We start from the raw sequence: 16820 nt of genomic DNA on the forward strand, positions 1-16820 counted from the left end.
GCGGTCACTGACAGGCGGTCACACCCGGCACGGGCCCCACGGCCACCGGCGGCCTCGGCCGTACGGCCACCGGCTGCTTCGCCCACGGGCCACCGGCGGCCTCGGGCCCGGGGCACGGGATGCGGACGCCTCCGGGCCGGTGGCGGCCCCCGGGCCTGCCCTAAGCTGGACCCACGGCTCGGTCGAGACCTTGGTTGCATGGAGGGGCGGTACAAGTGAGCGCCAGCGCAAGCGGCACCGCGACCGGGCACGTGGAGCAGATGCTGCGCCAGGTGACCCCCGGACGGTACGACGCCTACGAGGCGCTGCTGCGCGCCCTCGCCACGCCGTCCACCGGACAGGTCTGGATGCTCCTGTGGCACGGCCAGGCCGGCTCGCCCGACGCCCGGTGGGGCCGCATGGAGGTCGACGGCCACGGCTACGCCCCCTGCGTCACCTCCGCCCAGGAGCTGTCGGCCAGCGGCTGGACCCGCTCCTACGAGGTGGTGGACGGCCTCGACGCCGCCCGCACCCTCTACCCCGACCACTACGGCCTGTGGCTCAATCCGCACGCCCCGGGCGGCGGCGTCGGCATCCCCTGGCTGGATCTGCGCCGCATCGCCACCGGCCTGGACCGGGCACCCGCCGGCCCGCTCAGGCTGTCCGAACCGGCCATCGAACTCCCGCACTTCTACGCGCTGCTCACGCAGCACGCCCACCGCACCCCGGCCGTCCGCTCGCTGCGCCGCGCCTGGGTGCAGCCCGTGCTCGGCGCGCCCTACCTCGCCATCGGCCTGGACCTGTACGACACCTCGCCGGCCACCGTGGAGGCGGTGCGGGCGATGATGCGGCAGTCCATGGGCGCCGTCCCCGACGGGCTGCCGGTGTCGACCGTGGTGATGTCCGACGACTACGACCCGGTCGCGATGTGGCTGCGCGCCAACGCCCGCCCGTTCTACGACCGCCAGGCCCACGCCGGCGCCGTCGCGAACCAGCCGGGCGGCTACGGCTACCCGCCGGCGGGTGCGGGGTACTGACCCGGCAGACGGCGGATGCCGGCTGAACGCCAACTTCCGTGTAACGTACACGAGTTCGGTCGGCGGCCTCTTCGCGCGTAGATGCGGGCGGAAGGTCCGTATCCGGCCCGGAAAGCCCCAACTGGCCCGCGTCCGCCCCCCGTTACCCACCGTCCGGATAACGGAACCTCCCAGCCCGCATCACGTTTAGGCATCCTTTCGCCGCCAAGTCTGGCAACAGATCGCCGCGGCGTTGAAGACTCCCGCTCCAAGGGGCTTTCGCCCCTGTGTACGACGGACTGATCACGCCGCCACAGCGGCAAGTGCGGGCCGGTCACCGCCGGTTGAGAGGGGTCCCTGCCTGATGACGGCACCATTGCACGAGCCGACCGCGGAAGCGGCCCCGAGCGCGGCCGAGGAAGCGGCGGTAGCGACCACCGGCGCGAAGGCCGTCCAGGGCCGTTCGCTGGGCCGGATCGCCTGGGAGCGCCTGAAGCGGGACAAGCTCGCCCTGACGGGCGGCATCGTCGTCCTCGTGCTCATCGTGATCGCGGTGCTCGCCCCCGTGCTCGCGCACGCGGTCGGCCAGGACCCGGAGACGCACCACGAGGACCTGATCGACCCGCTGTTCGGCACCCCCACCGGGTCCCTCGGCGGCATCAGCGGCGACCACCTCCTCGGCGTCGAGCCGGTCAGCGGCCGCGACATCTTCGCTCGCATCCTCTACGGCGCCCAGATCTCGCTCCTCGTGGGCTTCCTGTCCGCGGTGGTGGCGGTCGTCCTCGGCACCGTCCTCGGCATCCTGGCGGGCTTCTTCGGCGGCTGGGTGGACGCCGTGATCAGCAGGATCATGGACGGCCTGCTGGCCTTCCCGCAGCTGCTGTTCATCATCGCCCTGGTGTCCGTGATGCCCGACCGGCTGCTCGGTCTGACCGGGACGAGCGTGCGGGTGATGCTGATGATCGTCGTCATCGGCTTCTTCGGCTGGCCCTACATCGGCCGTGTGGTGCGCGGCCAGACGCTCAGCCTGCGCGAGCGCGAGTATGTGGAGGCGGCCCGCTCGCTGGGCGCCGGCCGGTTCTACATCCTCTTCAAGGAACTGCTGCCCAACCTCGTCGCGCCGATCATCGTGTACACGACGATGATGATCCCGACCAACATCCTCACCGAGGCGGCGCTCAGCTTCCTGGGGGTGGGCGTCAAGCCGCCCACGGCCTCCTGGGGACAGATGCTCTCCAACGCGATCGACTACTACGACTCGGACCCCATGTACATGGTGGTCCCCGGCGTGGCGATCTTCATCACCGTGCTCGCCTTCAACCTCTTCGGCGACGGCGTACGCGACGCGCTCGACCCGAAGGGCTCCCGCTGAACCCGCCGTACCCCCAAGCGACCCGTGGCACCGGCACGGGGTCTCTCATCTAATCCGGAGGATCCGAGATCGTGACTACCCAACGCACCTCAGGGCGGCGCAAGCAGGCATTGGCCGCTGCGGCCGTGGTCGCAGGGCTGCTGACCACGGCGGCGTGCGGCGGCGGCAAGGACGACGGCGGGAAGAACGGCGCGGCCGGCTTCAACGCGGCGAACAACAAGATCGCCCAGGCCTCGCTTGTCAAGAAGGGCGGCGAGCTGAAGTTCGCGAGCACGCAGGACGCCGACTCGTGGGACACCACGCGCGGCTACTACGGCTTCATGTGGGACTTCTCGCGCTACTACAGCCGTCAGCTCCTGACCTACAAGACGCAGCCCGGGGCCGCCGGCGCCGAGCTGACGCCGGACCTCGCCACCGACATGGGCCAGGTCGCGGACGGCGGCAAGACGTACACCTTCCACCTGCGTGACGGCATCACCTGGGAGGACGGTAAGCCGATCACCTCCAAGGACATCAAGTACGGCATCGAGCGCGCCTGGGCCCAGGACGTGCTCTCCGGCGGCCCCGTCTACCTCAAGGACGTCCTCGACCCCGACGGCGCCTACAAGGGCCCGTACAAGGACACCAGCGCCGACCACCTGGGCCTGAAGGCGATCGACACGCCCGACGACAAGACGATCGTCTTCCACCTGCCCAAGCCCAACTCCGACTTCCTGCAGATGGTGGCGCTGACCTCGGCGTCCCCGGTGCGCCAGGACAAGGACACCAAGTCGCAGTACGGCCTGCACCCCTTCTCCTCCGGTCCGTACAAGTTCCAGTCGTACTCCCCGGGCAAGTCCCTGGTGCTGGTGCGCAACACCAACTGGAAGGCCTCCTCGGACCCGGTCCGCAAGGCCTACCCGGACAAGATCAGCATCAAGTTCTTCACCAACGCCAACGACATGGACCAGCGCCTGCTGGCCGGCGACTACGACCTGGACCTGGCGCAGACCGGCATGTCGCCGCAGGGCCGCACCACCGCCCTGAAGGCGCACAAGGCCAACCTGGACAACCCGGTCTCCGGCTACGTCCGCTACGCGGTCTTCCCGCAGAGCGTGAAGCCATTCGACAACATCCACTGCCGCAAGGCCGTCCTCTACGGCGCCGACCACGTCTCGCTGCAGACCGCGCGCGGCGGCCCCATCGCCGGCGGTGACATCGGCACCAACATGCTGCCGCCGTCCGTGCCGGGCGCCGAGGGCCAGAAGTACGACCCGTACGAGATGGCCGGCGCCAACAAGAACGGCAACGCCGCCAAGGCCAAGGAGGAGCTGAAGGCCTGCGGCAAGCCGAACGGCTTCAGCACCACCATCGCGGTGCGCAACAACAAGCCGGTCGAGGTCGCGACCGCCGAGTCGCTGCAGGCGTCGCTGAAGAAGGTCGGCATCAACGCCCAGATCGACCAGTACGACGGCTCCCAGACCGCCGGCATCATCGGCAGCCCCTCGAACGTGAACAAGAAGGGCTACGGCATCATCATCATGGGCTGGGGCCCGGACTTCCCGTCCGTCCAGGGCTACGGCATGCCGCTGTGGGACAGCTCCTACATCCTCCAGAGCGGCAACAACAACTACGCCCTGATCAAGGACAAGTCGATCGACAAGATGTTCGACGACTTCGTCACCACGCTGGACGAGTCGAAGAAGACCCAGCTCTCCACGGAGATCAACCACAAGGTCATGGAGGGCGCCTACTACCTGCCCTTCACCTTCGAGAAGTTCATCAACTGGCGCTCCTCGCGTCTGGCCAACGTGTACACGACGAACTCGTACAACGGCATGTACGACTTCGTGAACCTCGGCCTGAAGTCCTCGAAGTAGTCCCGGCACACCGGCCGTACGGCACGAAAGGCAGGTGAAGGCCGGCGCGGCGTGAGCGCGGGATGCCGGAAGACCTCCGGCGTCCCGCGGTCCGCGGCGGGCCGTAAGCTGTGCTCGCTTACCTCATCAGGCGGCTGTTCGCCGCCGCAGTGATGCTCGTGGTCGTCATCCTGGCGGTCTTCTGCATCTTCTTCGTCTTCCCCAAGTGGGCGGGCGTCGACATCGCCGGGAGCTTCGTCGGCAAGCAGGCCGACCCGGCGGCGGTCGAGGCGGTCCGGGTCAAGCTCGGCCTGGACGACCCGGTCTACAGCCAGGTCTGGGAGTTCTTCAAGGGCATCTTCGTGGGCCGCACCTACGCGGCCGGCGGGGACGTCACCCACTGCGCCGCGCCGTGCTTCGGCTACTCCTTCCGCACCCAGCAGGCCGTGTGGCCGGTGCTGACCGACCGGTTCCCGGTGACCCTGGGGCTGGCGCTGGGCGCCGCCGTGCTGTGGCTGGTCTTCGGTGTCGCGGCGGGCGTGCTCTCCGCCCTGAAGCGGGGCAGCCTGTGGGACCGCGGCGCGATGGTCGTCGCGCTGGCGGGCGTGTCCCTCCCGATCTACTTCACCGGACTGCTCTCCCTGGCGATCTTCTCCTACGGCCTGGGCTGGATCGACGGCCAGTACGTGCCGATCGGCGACAGCTTCTCCGGCTGGCTCGGCGGCATGATCCTGCCCTGGATCACCCTCGCCTTCCTGTACGCGGCGATGTACGCCCGCATCACCCGCGCCACCATGCTGGAGGTGCTCGGCGAGGACTACATCCGCACCGCCCGCGCCAAGGGCCTCACCGAGCAGGTGGTCATCCGCAAGCACGCCATGCGCTCCACCATGACGCCCATCCTGACCATGCTCGGCATGGACCTCGGCGCCCTGATCGGCGGCGCGATCCTGACCGAGACCACGTTCAGCCTCCCCGGCCTCGGCCAGAAGGTGCTGGACGCCATCAAGAACCAGGACCTGCCCTTCATCCTGGGCGTCACCCTGATCACCTCCCTGGCGGTGCTCATCGCCAACCTCGTGGTGGACATCCTGTACGCCGTGATCGACCCCCGAGTGAGGCTCGCATGACCGAACTCAGCAAGAGCGGAGCGGCCGTGGGGGAACCCACCGCGGCCTCGCCCGCCCCGACCGCCTTCTTGGAAGTGCGCGACCTGAAGGTGCACTTCCCCACCGACGACGGCCTGGTGAAGTCCGTCGACGGGCTCAGCTTCCAGCTGGAGAAGGGCAAGACCCTCGGCATCGTGGGCGAGTCGGGCTCCGGCAAGTCGGTGACCTCGCTCGGCATCCTGGGCCTGCACACCGCCGGCCAGTACGGCAAGCGCAAGGCGCAGATCTCCGGCGAGATCTGGCTGGACGGCACCGAGCTGCTGTCCGCCGACCCCGACCACGTGCGCAAGCTGCGCGGCCGGGAGATGGCGATGATCTTCCAGGACCCGCTGTCCGCGCTGCACCCGTACTACACGATCGGCCAGCAGATCGTGGAGGCGTACCGCATCCACCACGACGTGGACAAGAAGACCGCCCGCCGGCGGGCCGTGGAGATGCTGGACCGGGTGGGCATCCCGCAGCCGGACAAGCGCGTGGACAGCTACCCGCACGAGTTCTCCGGCGGCATGCGCCAGCGCGCGATGATCGCCATGGCGCTGGTCAACAACCCCGAACTGCTCATCGCGGACGAGCCGACCACCGCGCTCGACGTGACCGTGCAGGCGCAGATCCTGGACCTGATCCGGGACCTGCAGAAGGAGTTCGGCTCCGCGGTCATCATCATCACCCACGACCTGGGCGTCGTCGCCGAACTGGCCGACGACATCCTGGTGATGTACGCGGGCCGCTGCGTGGAGCGCGGACCGGCCGAGAAGGTGTTCTACGAGCCCCGCCACCCCTACACCTGGGGTCTGCTCGGCTCGATGCCGCGCCTGGACCGCGAGCAGCAGGACCGGCTCATCCCGGTCAAGGGCTCGCCGCCCTCCCTGATCAACGTCCCCTCCGGCTGCGCCTTCAACCCCCGCTGCCCCTACGCCGACGTCCCCAAGGACAACGTCACCCGCACGGTCCGTCCCGAACTGACCGAGGTCGGCGGCAAGCACTGGGCCGCCTGCCACATGACGCAGGAGCAGCGGGAGCGGATCTGGACCGAAGAGATTGCGCCGAAGCTGTGAGCGAGGACAAAGCCGTGACCACTCCCGCGAAGAGCGACGGTGCCACCCTCACCAAGGACGCCGACCTGGGCGAGACCCTGCTGAAGGTGACCGGGCTCCAGAAGCACTTCCCGATCAAGAAGGGGCTCTTCCAGCGCCAGGTCGGTGCCGTGCACGCCGTCGACGGGCTGGACTTCGAGGTGCGCGCCGGGGAGACCCTCGGCGTCGTGGGCGAGTCCGGCTGCGGCAAGTCGACGATGGGCCGGCTGATCACCCGGCTGCTGGAGCCCACCGGCGGGACGATCGAGTTCGAGGGCAAGGACATCACGCACCTCGGCGTCGGCGGCATGCGCCCGATGCGCCGCGATGTGCAGATGATCTTCCAGGACCCGTACTCGTCGCTGAACCCGCGGCACACCATCGGCACCATCGTCGGCGCCCCCTTCCGCCTGCAGGGCGTCGAGCCCGAGGGCGGCATCAAGAAGGAGGTGCAGCGGCTGCTGTCGGTGGTCGGGCTCAACCCCGAGCACTACAACCGCTATCCGCACGAGTTCTCCGGCGGCCAGCGCCAGCGCATCGGCATCGCCCGCGCGCTCGCGCTCAAGCCGAAGCTGGTGGTGGCCGACGAGCCGGTCTCCGCGCTGGACGTGTCGATCCAGGCGCAGGTGGTGAACCTGCTGGACGACCTCCAGGAGGAGCTGGGCCTGACGTACGTGATCATCGCGCACGACCTGTCGGTCGTCCGGCACGTCTCGGACCGGATCGCGGTGATGTACCTGGGCAAGATCGTCGAGCTGGCCGACCGGGACGCGCTGTACAAGGCGCCGATGCACCCGTACACCAAGGCGCTGATGTCGGCCGTGCCGATCCCGGACCCGCGGCGCAAGCACGCCAAGAGCGAGCGGATCCTGCTCAAGGGCGACGTGCCCTCGCCGATCTCGCCGCCGAGCGGCTGCCGTTTCCACACCCGGTGCTGGAAGGCCACCGAGATCTGCCGCACGACCGAGCCGGCGCTCAAGGAGCTGCGGCCCGGTCAGCGGGTGGCGTGCCATCACCCGGAGAACTTCGCCGACCAGGCGCCGCAGGACACGGTGCTGCTGACGGCGGCGAAGGAGGCGGCGGAGCTGGTCTCCGAGGAGGCCCTGGCCAAGTCGGCCGAGACCTCGGCCGCGGTGGCCGCGGCCGCGGAGGAGGCCGCCGAGGCGTCCTCGGACGACGCCGCGTCCTCGGACGACGCCGGGTCGCCCCCGGAGTCCGGTGAGCCCTCCTCGGAGCCCGGGGAGCCGTCCTCGGAGTCCGGGGAGCCGTCCTCGGAGTCCGGGGAGCCGTCCTCGGAGTCCGGGGAGCCGTCCTCGGAGTCCGGGGAGCCGTCCTCGGACGATGCCGCCCGGGAGCCGGCCGCACCCTCCGCGGAGGTGAAGAAGCAGTCCGTCGCGAAGGAGGCGGACGACGACCGTCAGGAGTCAAGCGACGACTGAGGCATGACGACTTGGCAAAGTCATGTACATGACCGAGCGGGAGAGCGCAGAGTCGTCCCCGTCCGTGCGATCCACCGATCGACGCAGGCGCGAAGGGACGAACCCATGGCACTCTCCCGTTCGGCACGTCTGGCGGTCCTCGCCACCGCGGCGGCCTCCTTCCTGACCGTGGCGGCCTCCGCGGCCCCCGCGCCCGGTACCCCGGGCGTCGGCGACTCCTACTTCCCGCACGCGGGCAACGGCGGCTTCGACGCCCGCCACTACGCCCTCGACCTCGCCTACGACCCGGGCACCGCCCGGCTCGACGGCCGTACCACCCTCACCGCGCGCGCCACCCGGAACCTGTCCTCCTTCGACCTGGACCTGCAGCAGCTGACGGTCTCGGCCGTCGAGGTGAACGGCAGATCCGCCCGCTTCACCCAGGACGGCGACGAGGTGCGCATCACCCCGCGCGGCACCCTCCCTCAGGGCCGTACCTTCACGGTCACCGTCACCTACGGCGGCGTACCCCGGCCGCTGGGCGGCCCCATCGTCTTCGGCTCCCAGTACGGCTGGATGAAGACCGACGACGGCGTGTTCGTCGCCTGTGAGCCCAACGCCGCCTCCACCTGGTTCCCCTCCAGCGACCACCCCTCGGACAAGGCCACCTACGACATCCGCGTCAAGGCGCCCAAGGGCCTGACCGCCGTCTCCAACGGGCGGCTGGTCTCGACGTACGACAAGGGCGGTGCCACCTACACCCACTGGCGCGAGGACCGGCCCATGGCCACCTACCTCGCGACCGCCACCATCGGGAAGTTCGACGTGCGCACCGGCAGGACGCCCTCCGGCATCCCGATCTACGTCGCCATCGACCCGAAGTTGAAGAACAGCAACGGCGTCGACGTCTACGCCGTCACCGCCGCGGCCACCGACTACTGGTCGCAGGTCTTCGGGCCGTACCCGTTCGAGGAGACCGGCGCGATCGTCGACGACATGCCCGAGGCCGGGTTCTCCCTGGAGGTGCAGAGCAAGCCCGCCTACTCGGCGGTGCGCAACGAGTCCACGATCGTCCACGAGCTGGCCCACCAGTGGTTCGGCGACTCGGTGTCGGTGGAGCGCTGGAAGGACATCTGGCTCAACGAGGGCTTCGCCACCTACGCCCAGTGGCTGTGGGCCGAGCACCGGGGCACCCGCTCCGCGCACGACTCCTTCCTGGCCGCCTACGACGCCCGCCCGGCCGACGACGCCTTCTGGCAGATCAAGGTCGCCGACCCGCAGCGGGACACCATGTTCGCCTCCGCCGTCTACCAGCGCGGCGCGATGACGCTGCAGGCGCTGCGCGAACGCATCGGCGACCGGGCCTTCTTCCGGCTGCTGCCGGCCTGGACGAAGGCCCACCGCTACGGCAACGCGAACACCGCCGACTTCGTCCGCCTGGCCGAACAGATCTCCCGACAGCGGCTCGACGACCTGTTCGACACCTGGCTGTACACCACGGGCAAGCCGGCGCTGTAGACCCGCCGCCGCAGGTCAGGCCCACCGCCCACAAAGGCGGCGAGTAACAATGGGGGGTGCTTCAGCAACTGTTCAGCCCCTCCGTCCAGCACACGCTCGACGTGGTCGGCATCTTCGTGTTCGCCATCTCCGGCGCGCTGCTGGCCGTCCGCAAGAACTTCGACGTCTTCGGCATCGCCGTGCTCGCCGAGGTCACCGCGCTGGGCGGAGGGCTGTTCCGTGACGTGATCATCGGGGCGCTGCCACCGGCCGCCTTCACCGACCTCGGGTACTTCCTCACCCCGCTGCTCGCCACGCTGGTGGTCTTCTTCCTGCACCCGCACGTGGAACGCATCCAGACCGCCGTGCTGGTGTTCGACGCGGCCGGACTCGGCCTGTTCTGCGTCTCGGGCACCACCAAGGCGTACGACTACGGGCTCGGCCTGACCGCCTCGGCGACGCTGGGCATGGCCACCGCCGTGGGCGGCGGCGTGCTGCGGGACGTGCTCGCCAACGAGGTGCCCTCGCTGCTGCGCTGGGACCGCGACCTGTACGCGGTCCCGGCGATCGTCGGCGCCACCATGGTGGTGCTGTGCATCCGCTACGACGCGCTGTCCCCGCTCACCAGCGGGCTGGCCGCCGTCACGGCCTTCGTGCTCCGCCTGCTCGCGATGCGGTTCCACTGGCGAGCGCCGCGGGCGTGGAACCGGCGCTCGACCGTGTCCGAGGAGTAGTCCCGGCCGGAGCGGCGGACGTGCGGCCGGGAGTGTCCCCGTGCCCGTTCAGCTCCGCGGTCAGCCACCGGAAGACCGTGGGCACCTGCGGCCGCCACAGCGCCATGGTGTGGCCGCCCGCGCTGCGCGGCAGGTACACCACCCGCACCGTCGTCGGCGGCTTGGCGATCTGCTCCAGCGCCACGCCGGCCTGGTAGCCGTCCCCCGACTCGCCCGACAGGTACAGCGCGATCCGCGGCGGCTTCCGGTAGGCGCGCAGCAGCAGGTAGGGGTTGTTGCGCCGGCGCAGGTCGGCGTTCTGCGCGGCCAGCGAGGCCCGTTCCCCGATGGGGTCGTTGTAGCCGGACAGGCTCACTGCGGCCCGGTAGCGGTCGGGGTGGGCGACGGCGAGCTTGACCGCGCAGTGCGCGCCGGCCGAGTAGCCGGCGGTGGCCCAGCCGCTCGGTGCGGAGCGGACACGGAAGTTGTCCATCACCATCTTCGGCACGTCCACGCTGAGCCAGGTGTCCGCGTTCACGGTGCCCGGGATGTTGGCGCAGCCCGTGTCCGCCTTGGCGATGAGGTTGGTGCGCGGGGAGACGAGGACGAACGGGGCGATGCGCCCGCTGCGCATCAACGGCTCCAGCTGCTCGTGCACGTGCAGGGAGCCGAACCAGGCCTTCGCCGAGCCCGGGTAGCCGGACAGCAGCTCCACCACCGGGAACTTCGTGTCCCGATAGGCGGGTTCGTCGTACTGCGGCGGCAGCCACACGTAGACCTCGGCGTCCACCCCGGAGACGCGGCCCTTGAGCTGGGTGACGCGCACCCCGCCGGCCGCGTGCATCCCGGGCCCGTCGGCCGGGGTGAACCTCTGCCGGACCTTCGGCAGCCTGCGGTAGGCGATGCCTCCGGTGCCGTCGGCGCCCAGGTCCGCGGCCTTCTGCACGTGGTTGCCGGTGCCGAGCAGGTCGGCCCAGTCGTCGTACAGGTTGTTGGCGTTGTTCACCAGCACGAAGACCAGCGCGATGGCCGTGACCTGGGCGAACAGCAGCATCAGGGCCCGCACCGCGGTCCTGAGCGGCCGCGGCCCGCGCAGCCGCGTCCACAGGGCGAGCGGCAGCACGAGACCGAGCACGGCCAGCGCGACGGTGGTGTACAGGAACGGCGTCCCGGTGAGGCTCATGTCTCCCTAGAGGGACATCACGGGCACCGGGTTCACGGACGAGTACGGACACTTACCGAGATATTGCCTGATCTTCACCGATCGGGCGGCGGGTGGTCGTGGGTGGTCCGCGAGCGAGAAAGCTACCGCTTAGTAGTTTGCTGTTGTACTGTTCCGGCATGTCAGAAGCAGCTTCCGCCCCGGCCGTGCGGGCCACGGCCGGCGACAGCGAGTTCGACCGGGACACCGCCCTCGTCCGGCGCGCCCCCGGCGTCTACGACATCGACCTCTCGGCCGGCTGGACCATCATCAACGCCGTCAACGGCGGCTATCTGCTGGCCGTCCTCGGCCGGGCGCTCGCGGACGCCCTGCCCCACCCGGACCCGTTCACGATATCCGCCCACTACCTGACCGCCTCCCGGCCCGGACCGGCCGTGGTGCGCACCGACGTGGTGCGCACCGGCCGCACCCTGTCCACCGGCCAGGCCTCCCTCTTCCAGTACGACGAGGACGGCCGCGAGGTGGAGCGCATCCGGGTACTGGCCTCCTACGGCGACCTGGACGCCCTGCCCGACGACGTGCGCACCACGGCGAAGCCGCCCGCGATCCCGCCGCTGGAGCAGTGCCTCGGCCCCGAGGACGGGCCCGCCCCCGTCCCGGGAAGCTCGGCCATCGCCGACCGGCTGATGCTCAGGCTGGACCCGGCCACCGCCGGCTGGGCCGTGGGCCGGCCCTCCGGCAAGGGCGAGATGCGGGCCTGGTTCGGCCTGGCCGACGGCCGCGACGCCGACCCGCTCTCGCTGCTGCTCGCCGTGGACGCGCTGCCCCCGACCGCCTTCGAACTCGGCCTGACCGGCTGGGTGCCGACGGTCGAGCTGACCGTGCACGTCCGCTGCCGCCCCGCGCCCGGCCCGCTGCGGGTGTCCATCACCACCCGCAACCTGGCCGGCGGCTTCCTGGAGGAGGACGCCGAGGTCTGGGACGCCGCCGACCGGCTGGTGGCCCAGTCCCGGCAGCTCGCGCGGGTCAGGCTCGGCTGAGCGGCACCCGTCCGGTCCAGGCCGCCAGCCGCTCGTAGGCCCCCGCGCCCTCGGGGGCCTCGTGGCGCGCGGCGAAGGGCGTCGCGGCGTCCCGGGGGCGCGAGTCGGGCAGCACCCGGCGGGCCGCGGCGAGCGCGCGCTCGGCCGGCTCCGGTTCGAGGGGGAGCGGGTGGCCGAGCGCCTCGGACAGGTCCCAGGTGTGCGTCACGATCTCCATCAGGTACCCGGACAGCGCCTCCTGGCCGGAGACCTCGCCCCACGGCACCCGCACCGGCGTGCGCATCCGCTCGTCGCTCTCCCACGCCTTCACCGCGCGCACGCGCACCTCCTCGTAGGCCGCCGCCCACCCGTCGTCCGCGACCCCCTCGGCGAAGGACGTCATGGCCAGTCCGTCACCGCCCTCCCCGACGACGGCGATCCGGCGGGTGCCGCCGACGATGTGGCTCAGCAGCGTGCGGACGTCGAACTCGGCACAGGGGGTCGGGCCGGACAGCTGCTCCGGCCGGACCGTCCTGATCAGCTCCGCGGCCTGCTCGGTGGCGCGGGCGTACACCGGGCGCGGGTCGGCGACGTCGTCGGCGGCCGTGCCGTCGAGAGCGGCCGTGCCGTTCGCGGTGGTGGTGACGTTCGCGGCGTCGGTGGTGTTCATGGGGCTCCTCCCGTGGTCGGTACGCCGAGGATCCCCGGATAACCTGACAGATCCCGTCACCATTTGCGCCGGGCGCCGAACGGGCGGGATCCTGGCGCCGTGAAGTCCGACCGCCTGCTGTCGATCCTGCTGCTCCTGCAGACCCGCGGCCGGGTGCCCGCCCGGGAACTCGCCGAGCGGCTGGAGGTGTCGGTGCGCACCATCTACCGCGACGTCGAGGCCCTGTCGGCCTCCGGCGTCCCCGTCTACGCCGAACGCGGCCGGCACGGCGGCATCGAACTGCTCGCCGGATTCCGCACGGACGTCACCGGCCTGACCGCCGACGAGTCCCGCGCGCTGTTCGTCCTGGCCGCGCAGGGCGCGCACGCGGCGCTCGGGCTGGACTCGGCGCTCGGCTCGGCGCTGCGCAAGGTGATGGCCGCGCTGCCGGCCCCGCACCGGCCGGCCGCGGAGGTGACCAGCCGTCGCATCCTGGTCGACGCCACCCGCTGGAAGAGCGGCCCGCAGCAGGCCGTCGACCTCGCCGTGCTGCAGGACGCCGTCTTCGCCGCCCGGCGCCTGCGGCTGCGCTACCGCCACAGCGGCGAGCGCGAGCCGCGCACGTACACGGTCGACCCCTACGGCCTGGTCGCCAAGGCGGGCGTGTGGTACCTGGTCGCCGACCGGCGGGCCCGGCCCCGGCTGTTCCGCGCCGAGCGGATCAGGTCGGCGCGCGTCCTGGACGAGCCGGTGCGCCGCCGGCCCGGTGTGGAACTCGCCGACGCCTGGGAGGTGCTGCGCCGCCAGGTCGGGGGGCGGCCCGGCGCGCTGGAGGTCACCGTGCGGGTGCACCGCGACCGCCTCGACATGTTCCAGCGCATGCACGCCTTCGCGCTGGCCGGCCCGCCCGACGACGACGGCACCGGCGAGTGGGTCACCGCACGGCTGACCTTCGGCAGCCTGCGGGCCGTCCGCCAACTGCTCGCCTTCTCCGACCGCGTGCGGGTGCTCTCCCCGCCGCAGGCGCGCGAGGAACTGCGGACGGCGGTCGCCTCGCTCGCCGAACTGTACGGGCGGGAGGACGACGGGGGCGGCGGCGGTGAGGACGACGGTGAGGGCGGTGAGGAAGGCGGCGCCGAGCGCGGGGAGCGCTGACGGTCGGTCGGCCCGGTGGCGGGCGTTGACGGTCGGTCGGCCCGGTGGCGCGGGCGTGGACGGTCAGTCGAGCCAGTGGCGGCGGCCGATGCTGATCAGCCGCAACTGCCGGGTGGCCAGCCGGGTGACCTGCTCGCGCGTGGCCTCGGAGGCGTCCTGCGCCTCCAGGAAGAGCGAGGCGGTCATCAGCATCTGGTCGACGTAGAGGTGCGCGAGCATCAGCAGGTCGTCCTCGCTCCAGCCCGCCGCCTGCGCGTCCTTGGCCAGTTCCTCCTTCACCTCACGGGCGAAACGGGCCAGTTGCTCGCGGATCGCCTCGCGCACCGGCTGGACCCCGCCGTGGCGCTCCCGGGCGATGAACCGTACGTGCGCCGGGTACTCGGCCACATGACGGGCGATCAGCTCGACGGCGCGCGCGATGCGTTCCTCGCTGTCGTCCGCCGTGGACACCGTCGTCCGGATCATCGGGTGCAGGCTGCCCAGCGCCTCCTCGACCAGGGCCACGCCGAGATCCGCCGTGGAGCGGAAGTGCCGGTAGAAGGCGGTCGGGGCGACGCCGACGGCCCGGGTGACCTCGCGCAGGCCCAGGCTGCTCAGGCTCTGCTCCTCCAGCAGGGCCAGCGCCGCGGCCAGCAGGGCCTGGCGGGTGCGGAGCTTCTGGGCCTGCCGGACACCGAGGGTGTGACTCATGCCATGCAGTTAACAACTGTTCTCCGGAATTTCCAAGGCATGGGACACGCTAGACTCGGTAGTCAGTGAACAACTGTTACCGCAGCGTTCGCCGAACGAACGCCGGAGGGGGATGCGATCCCATGCTGTTCCTCGTCGCCGCACTGCTGCTGCTCGGCGTCGTCCTGGGCACCGTCGCCCACGCGCCGCTCGGCTTCACCGTCGTGGCCGCCGTCGTGATCGCCGTCTGGCTCGGCGTCTTCGCGCTCCGCGAGCGCCACGCCCGCCGGCGCGGCACCTCCCACTGAGGCGGCCCGCCGCGCGGCCATCGACCGCCCACGCGCCCGTCCGACCGTCCGAGAAGAGTCGGGAGCCCACCACCATGCACCTCACCGCACCGGCCACGCGCCGCACCGCCGCCCGCGACACCGACGGCATGGCCGTCGCGTCCTTCACCCTCGGCCTGCTCGGCCTGCTGGCCCTCACCCTCTCCCTGGGCCCCATCGCCATCGTGCTGGCCGGCGTCGCCCTGTGGCGGGGCCCCCCCCGCCGCGGCCGGGCCCTGCTCGGCCTCACCCTCGGCATCGCCGACCTCGTGGTCCTGCTGGCCTTCATGCAGGCCGACCACACGGTGGCCTGGAGCTTCTAGCCGCGCGCGTGGCGCCTCCGGCCGCACGCGTGGTGCTTCCGGCCGCACGCGTGGTGCTTCCGGCCGCGCGTGTGGCGTTTCCGGCGCCCCCGTGGAGCCGTCGGCCGCCCCCGCGCACCGTGCCCCCGCCGGGAGGTGGCAACGTGGCGCAACCGCGACCCCGGGTCCGGCACGGGCGCCCCGTAGAATCGGCCCCACCATGGCTTACCTCGACCACGCCGCGACCACCCCGATGCTCCCGGAGGCGGCAGAGGCGCTGACCGCCGCGCTGGGCGTCACCGGCAACGCCTCCTCCCTCCACGCGTCCGGCCGTCGCGCCCGCCGCACGGTCGAGGAGGCCCGCGAGGCCCTCGCCGAGGCCCTCGGCGCCCGCCCCAGCGAGGTCGTCTTCACCTCCGGCGGCACCGAGGCCGACAACCTCGCCGTCAGGGGCCTGTCCGGGGCCCGCCGCGACGCCGACCCGGCCCGCACCCGCATCCTGGCCAGCCCCGTCGAGCACCACGCCGTCCTCGACGCCGTGCACTGGCTCGGCGAGCACGAGGGCGCCACCGTCGAATACCTGCCCGTCGACGCCTACGGCCGCGTCCACCCCGACGCCCTGCGCGAGGCCGTCGCCCGCAACCCCGACGATGTGGCCCTGGCCACCGTGATGTGGGCGAACAACGAGATCGGCACCGTGCTGCCGGTGCGCGAACTGGCCGAGGTGGCCGCCGAGTTCGGCGTCCCCGTGCACTCCGACGCCGTCCAGGCCTTCGGCCAGGTCCCGGTCGACTTCGCCGCCTCCGGCCTGGCCGCGATGACGGTCTCCGGCCACAAGATCGGCGGCCCGTACGGCATCGGCGCGCTCGTCCTGGGCCGCGAGCACACCCCCGTGCCCGTGCTGCACGGCGGCGGTCAGGAGCGCCACGTGCGCTCCGGCACCCTCGACGTCCCCGCCATCGCCTCCTTCGCGGTGGCCGGCCGGCTCGCCGCCGAGCGACGCGAGCGGTTCGCCCGCGAGATCGGCGCGCTGCGCGACGAACTGATCGACGCCGTCCGCGCGGCCGTCCCCGACGCCGTCCTCGGCGGCGACCCGGCCCCCGAGGGCCGCCTGCCGGCCAACGCCCACTTCACCTTCCCCGGCTGCGAGGGCGACTCCCTGCTGCTCCTGCTGGACGCCCAGGGCATCGAGTGCTCCACCGGCTCCGCCTGCACCGCAGGTGTCGCCCAGCCCAGCCACGTCCTGCTCGCCACCGGCGCCGACCCGGACCTGGCCCGCGGCACCCTGCGCTTCTCCCTGGGCCACACCTCCACCCGGGCGGACGTCGAGGCGGTCGCCAAGGCCATCGGCCCGGCCGTGGAACGCGCCCGCGCCGCCGGCCTGACGTAGCGGCGGCGCGGGACATCCGCCCGTCGGCCCGGGTGCCGTACGGACGCGGCCCGAGGCATCTGTCCTGGGTTCA

Annotated in this window: 16 protein-coding genes; 13 read left to right on the forward strand and 3 right to left on the reverse strand. The window is 71.7% G+C overall.

Annotated features, from left to right (window positions below):
- Positions 1 to 260 precede the first annotated feature (260 nt).
- From GV126_RS22800 to GV126_RS22835, 8 genes are all read left to right on the forward strand, one after another.
- Positions 261 to 1016 carry an enhanced serine sensitivity protein SseB C-terminal domain-containing protein gene (locus GV126_RS22800; protein WP_159674022.1) on the forward strand — a complete coding sequence of 252 codons (756 nt, stop codon included), beginning with the start codon at positions 261 to 263 and terminating at the stop codon, positions 1014 to 1016.
- Positions 1017 to 1359: 343 nt separating this feature from the next.
- Positions 1360 to 2367, forward strand: coding sequence for an ABC transporter permease (locus GV126_RS22805; RefSeq protein ID WP_159669876.1), 1008 nt, complete (start codon positions 1360 to 1362; stop codon positions 2365 to 2367).
- A 71-nt stretch (positions 2368 to 2438) separates the two neighbouring features.
- Positions 2439 to 4226 (forward strand): ABC transporter substrate-binding protein, encoded by a 1788-nt coding sequence (locus tag GV126_RS22810; protein WP_159669879.1) that lies wholly within the window; start codon positions 2439 to 2441, stop codon positions 4224 to 4226.
- A gap of 110 nt (positions 4227 to 4336) precedes the next feature.
- Entirely contained in the window at positions 4337 to 5335 is a 999-nt protein-coding gene (locus GV126_RS22815) for an ABC transporter permease (protein WP_159669882.1), read from the forward strand.
- Entirely contained in the window at positions 5332 to 6429 is a 1098-nt protein-coding gene (locus tag GV126_RS22820) for an ABC transporter ATP-binding protein (protein WP_028425124.1), read from the forward strand. Before GV126_RS22815 ends, GV126_RS22820 begins: the two co-directional genes overlap by 4 nt.
- A gap of 14 nt (positions 6430 to 6443) precedes the next feature.
- Positions 6444 to 7886 (forward strand): ABC transporter ATP-binding protein, encoded by a 1443-nt coding sequence (locus GV126_RS22825; RefSeq protein ID WP_159669885.1) that lies wholly within the window; start codon positions 6444 to 6446, stop codon positions 7884 to 7886.
- Positions 7887 to 7991: 105 nt separating this feature from the next.
- Complete coding sequence (locus tag GV126_RS22830) at positions 7992 to 9383, forward strand: M1 family metallopeptidase (RefSeq protein WP_159669888.1); 1392 nt, start codon at positions 7992 to 7994, stop codon at positions 9381 to 9383.
- Positions 9384 to 9439: 56 nt separating this feature from the next.
- Complete coding sequence (locus GV126_RS22835; RefSeq protein WP_159669891.1) at positions 9440 to 10096, forward strand: trimeric intracellular cation channel family protein; 657 nt, start codon at positions 9440 to 9442, stop codon at positions 10094 to 10096.
- Here GV126_RS22835 and GV126_RS22840 read toward each other — a convergent pair.
- Positions 10005 to 11258 (reverse strand): alpha/beta hydrolase, encoded by a 1254-nt coding sequence (locus GV126_RS22840; RefSeq protein WP_159669894.1) that lies wholly within the window; start codon positions 11256 to 11258, stop codon positions 10005 to 10007. The genes GV126_RS22835 and GV126_RS22840 overlap by 92 nt on opposite strands.
- A gap of 158 nt (positions 11259 to 11416) precedes the next feature.
- On the opposite strand from GV126_RS22840, the gene GV126_RS22845 reads away from it, so the two are divergent.
- Positions 11417 to 12277, forward strand: coding sequence for a thioesterase family protein (locus GV126_RS22845; protein ID WP_159669897.1), 861 nt, complete (start codon positions 11417 to 11419; stop codon positions 12275 to 12277).
- On the opposite strand, the gene GV126_RS22850 is transcribed toward GV126_RS22845, so the two are convergent.
- Positions 12264 to 12926 carry a TIGR03086 family metal-binding protein gene (locus GV126_RS22850; protein ID WP_159669900.1) on the reverse strand — a complete coding sequence of 221 codons (663 nt, stop codon included), beginning with the start codon at positions 12924 to 12926 and terminating at the stop codon, positions 12264 to 12266. The genes GV126_RS22845 and GV126_RS22850 overlap by 14 nt on opposite strands.
- Positions 12927 to 13025: 99 nt before the next feature.
- Between GV126_RS22850 and GV126_RS22855 the strand changes: the two genes are divergently transcribed.
- Positions 13026 to 14060 carry a helix-turn-helix transcriptional regulator gene (locus tag GV126_RS22855; RefSeq protein WP_159669903.1) on the forward strand — a complete coding sequence of 345 codons (1035 nt, stop codon included), beginning with the start codon at positions 13026 to 13028 and terminating at the stop codon, positions 14058 to 14060.
- A 63-nt stretch (positions 14061 to 14123) separates the two neighbouring features.
- Here GV126_RS22855 and GV126_RS22860 read toward each other — a convergent pair whose 3' ends face one another.
- Positions 14124 to 14750, reverse strand: a complete 627-nt coding sequence (locus GV126_RS22860) for a TetR family transcriptional regulator (RefSeq protein WP_159669906.1) — start codon at positions 14748 to 14750, stop codon at positions 14124 to 14126.
- Between the two features lie 122 nt (positions 14751 to 14872).
- Here GV126_RS22860 and GV126_RS22865 point away from each other — a divergent pair, with 122 nt between their 5' ends.
- The 3 genes from GV126_RS22865 to GV126_RS22875 all read left to right on the forward strand — a co-directional run bounded on the left by GV126_RS22865 (position 14873) and on the right by GV126_RS22875 (position 16747).
- The gene (locus GV126_RS22865; RefSeq protein WP_028425131.1) at positions 14873 to 15037 is read left to right on the forward strand and encodes a hypothetical protein; all 165 of its coding nucleotides are present in this window, start codon (positions 14873 to 14875) and stop codon (positions 15035 to 15037) included.
- Between the two features lie 74 nt (positions 15038 to 15111).
- Positions 15112 to 15378, forward strand: a complete 267-nt coding sequence (locus tag GV126_RS22870; protein WP_159669909.1) for a DUF4190 domain-containing protein — start codon at positions 15112 to 15114, stop codon at positions 15376 to 15378.
- Between the two features lie 199 nt (positions 15379 to 15577).
- The gene (locus tag GV126_RS22875) at positions 15578 to 16747 is read left to right on the forward strand and encodes a cysteine desulfurase family protein (RefSeq protein ID WP_159669911.1); all 1170 of its coding nucleotides are present in this window, start codon (positions 15578 to 15580) and stop codon (positions 16745 to 16747) included.
- The last annotated feature ends 73 nt before the right edge of the window (positions 16748 to 16820 follow it).

This window comes from Streptomyces mexicanus (assembly GCF_902506575.1).
Lineage (GTDB): Bacteria > Actinomycetota > Actinomycetes > Streptomycetales > Streptomycetaceae > Streptomyces > Streptomyces mexicanus.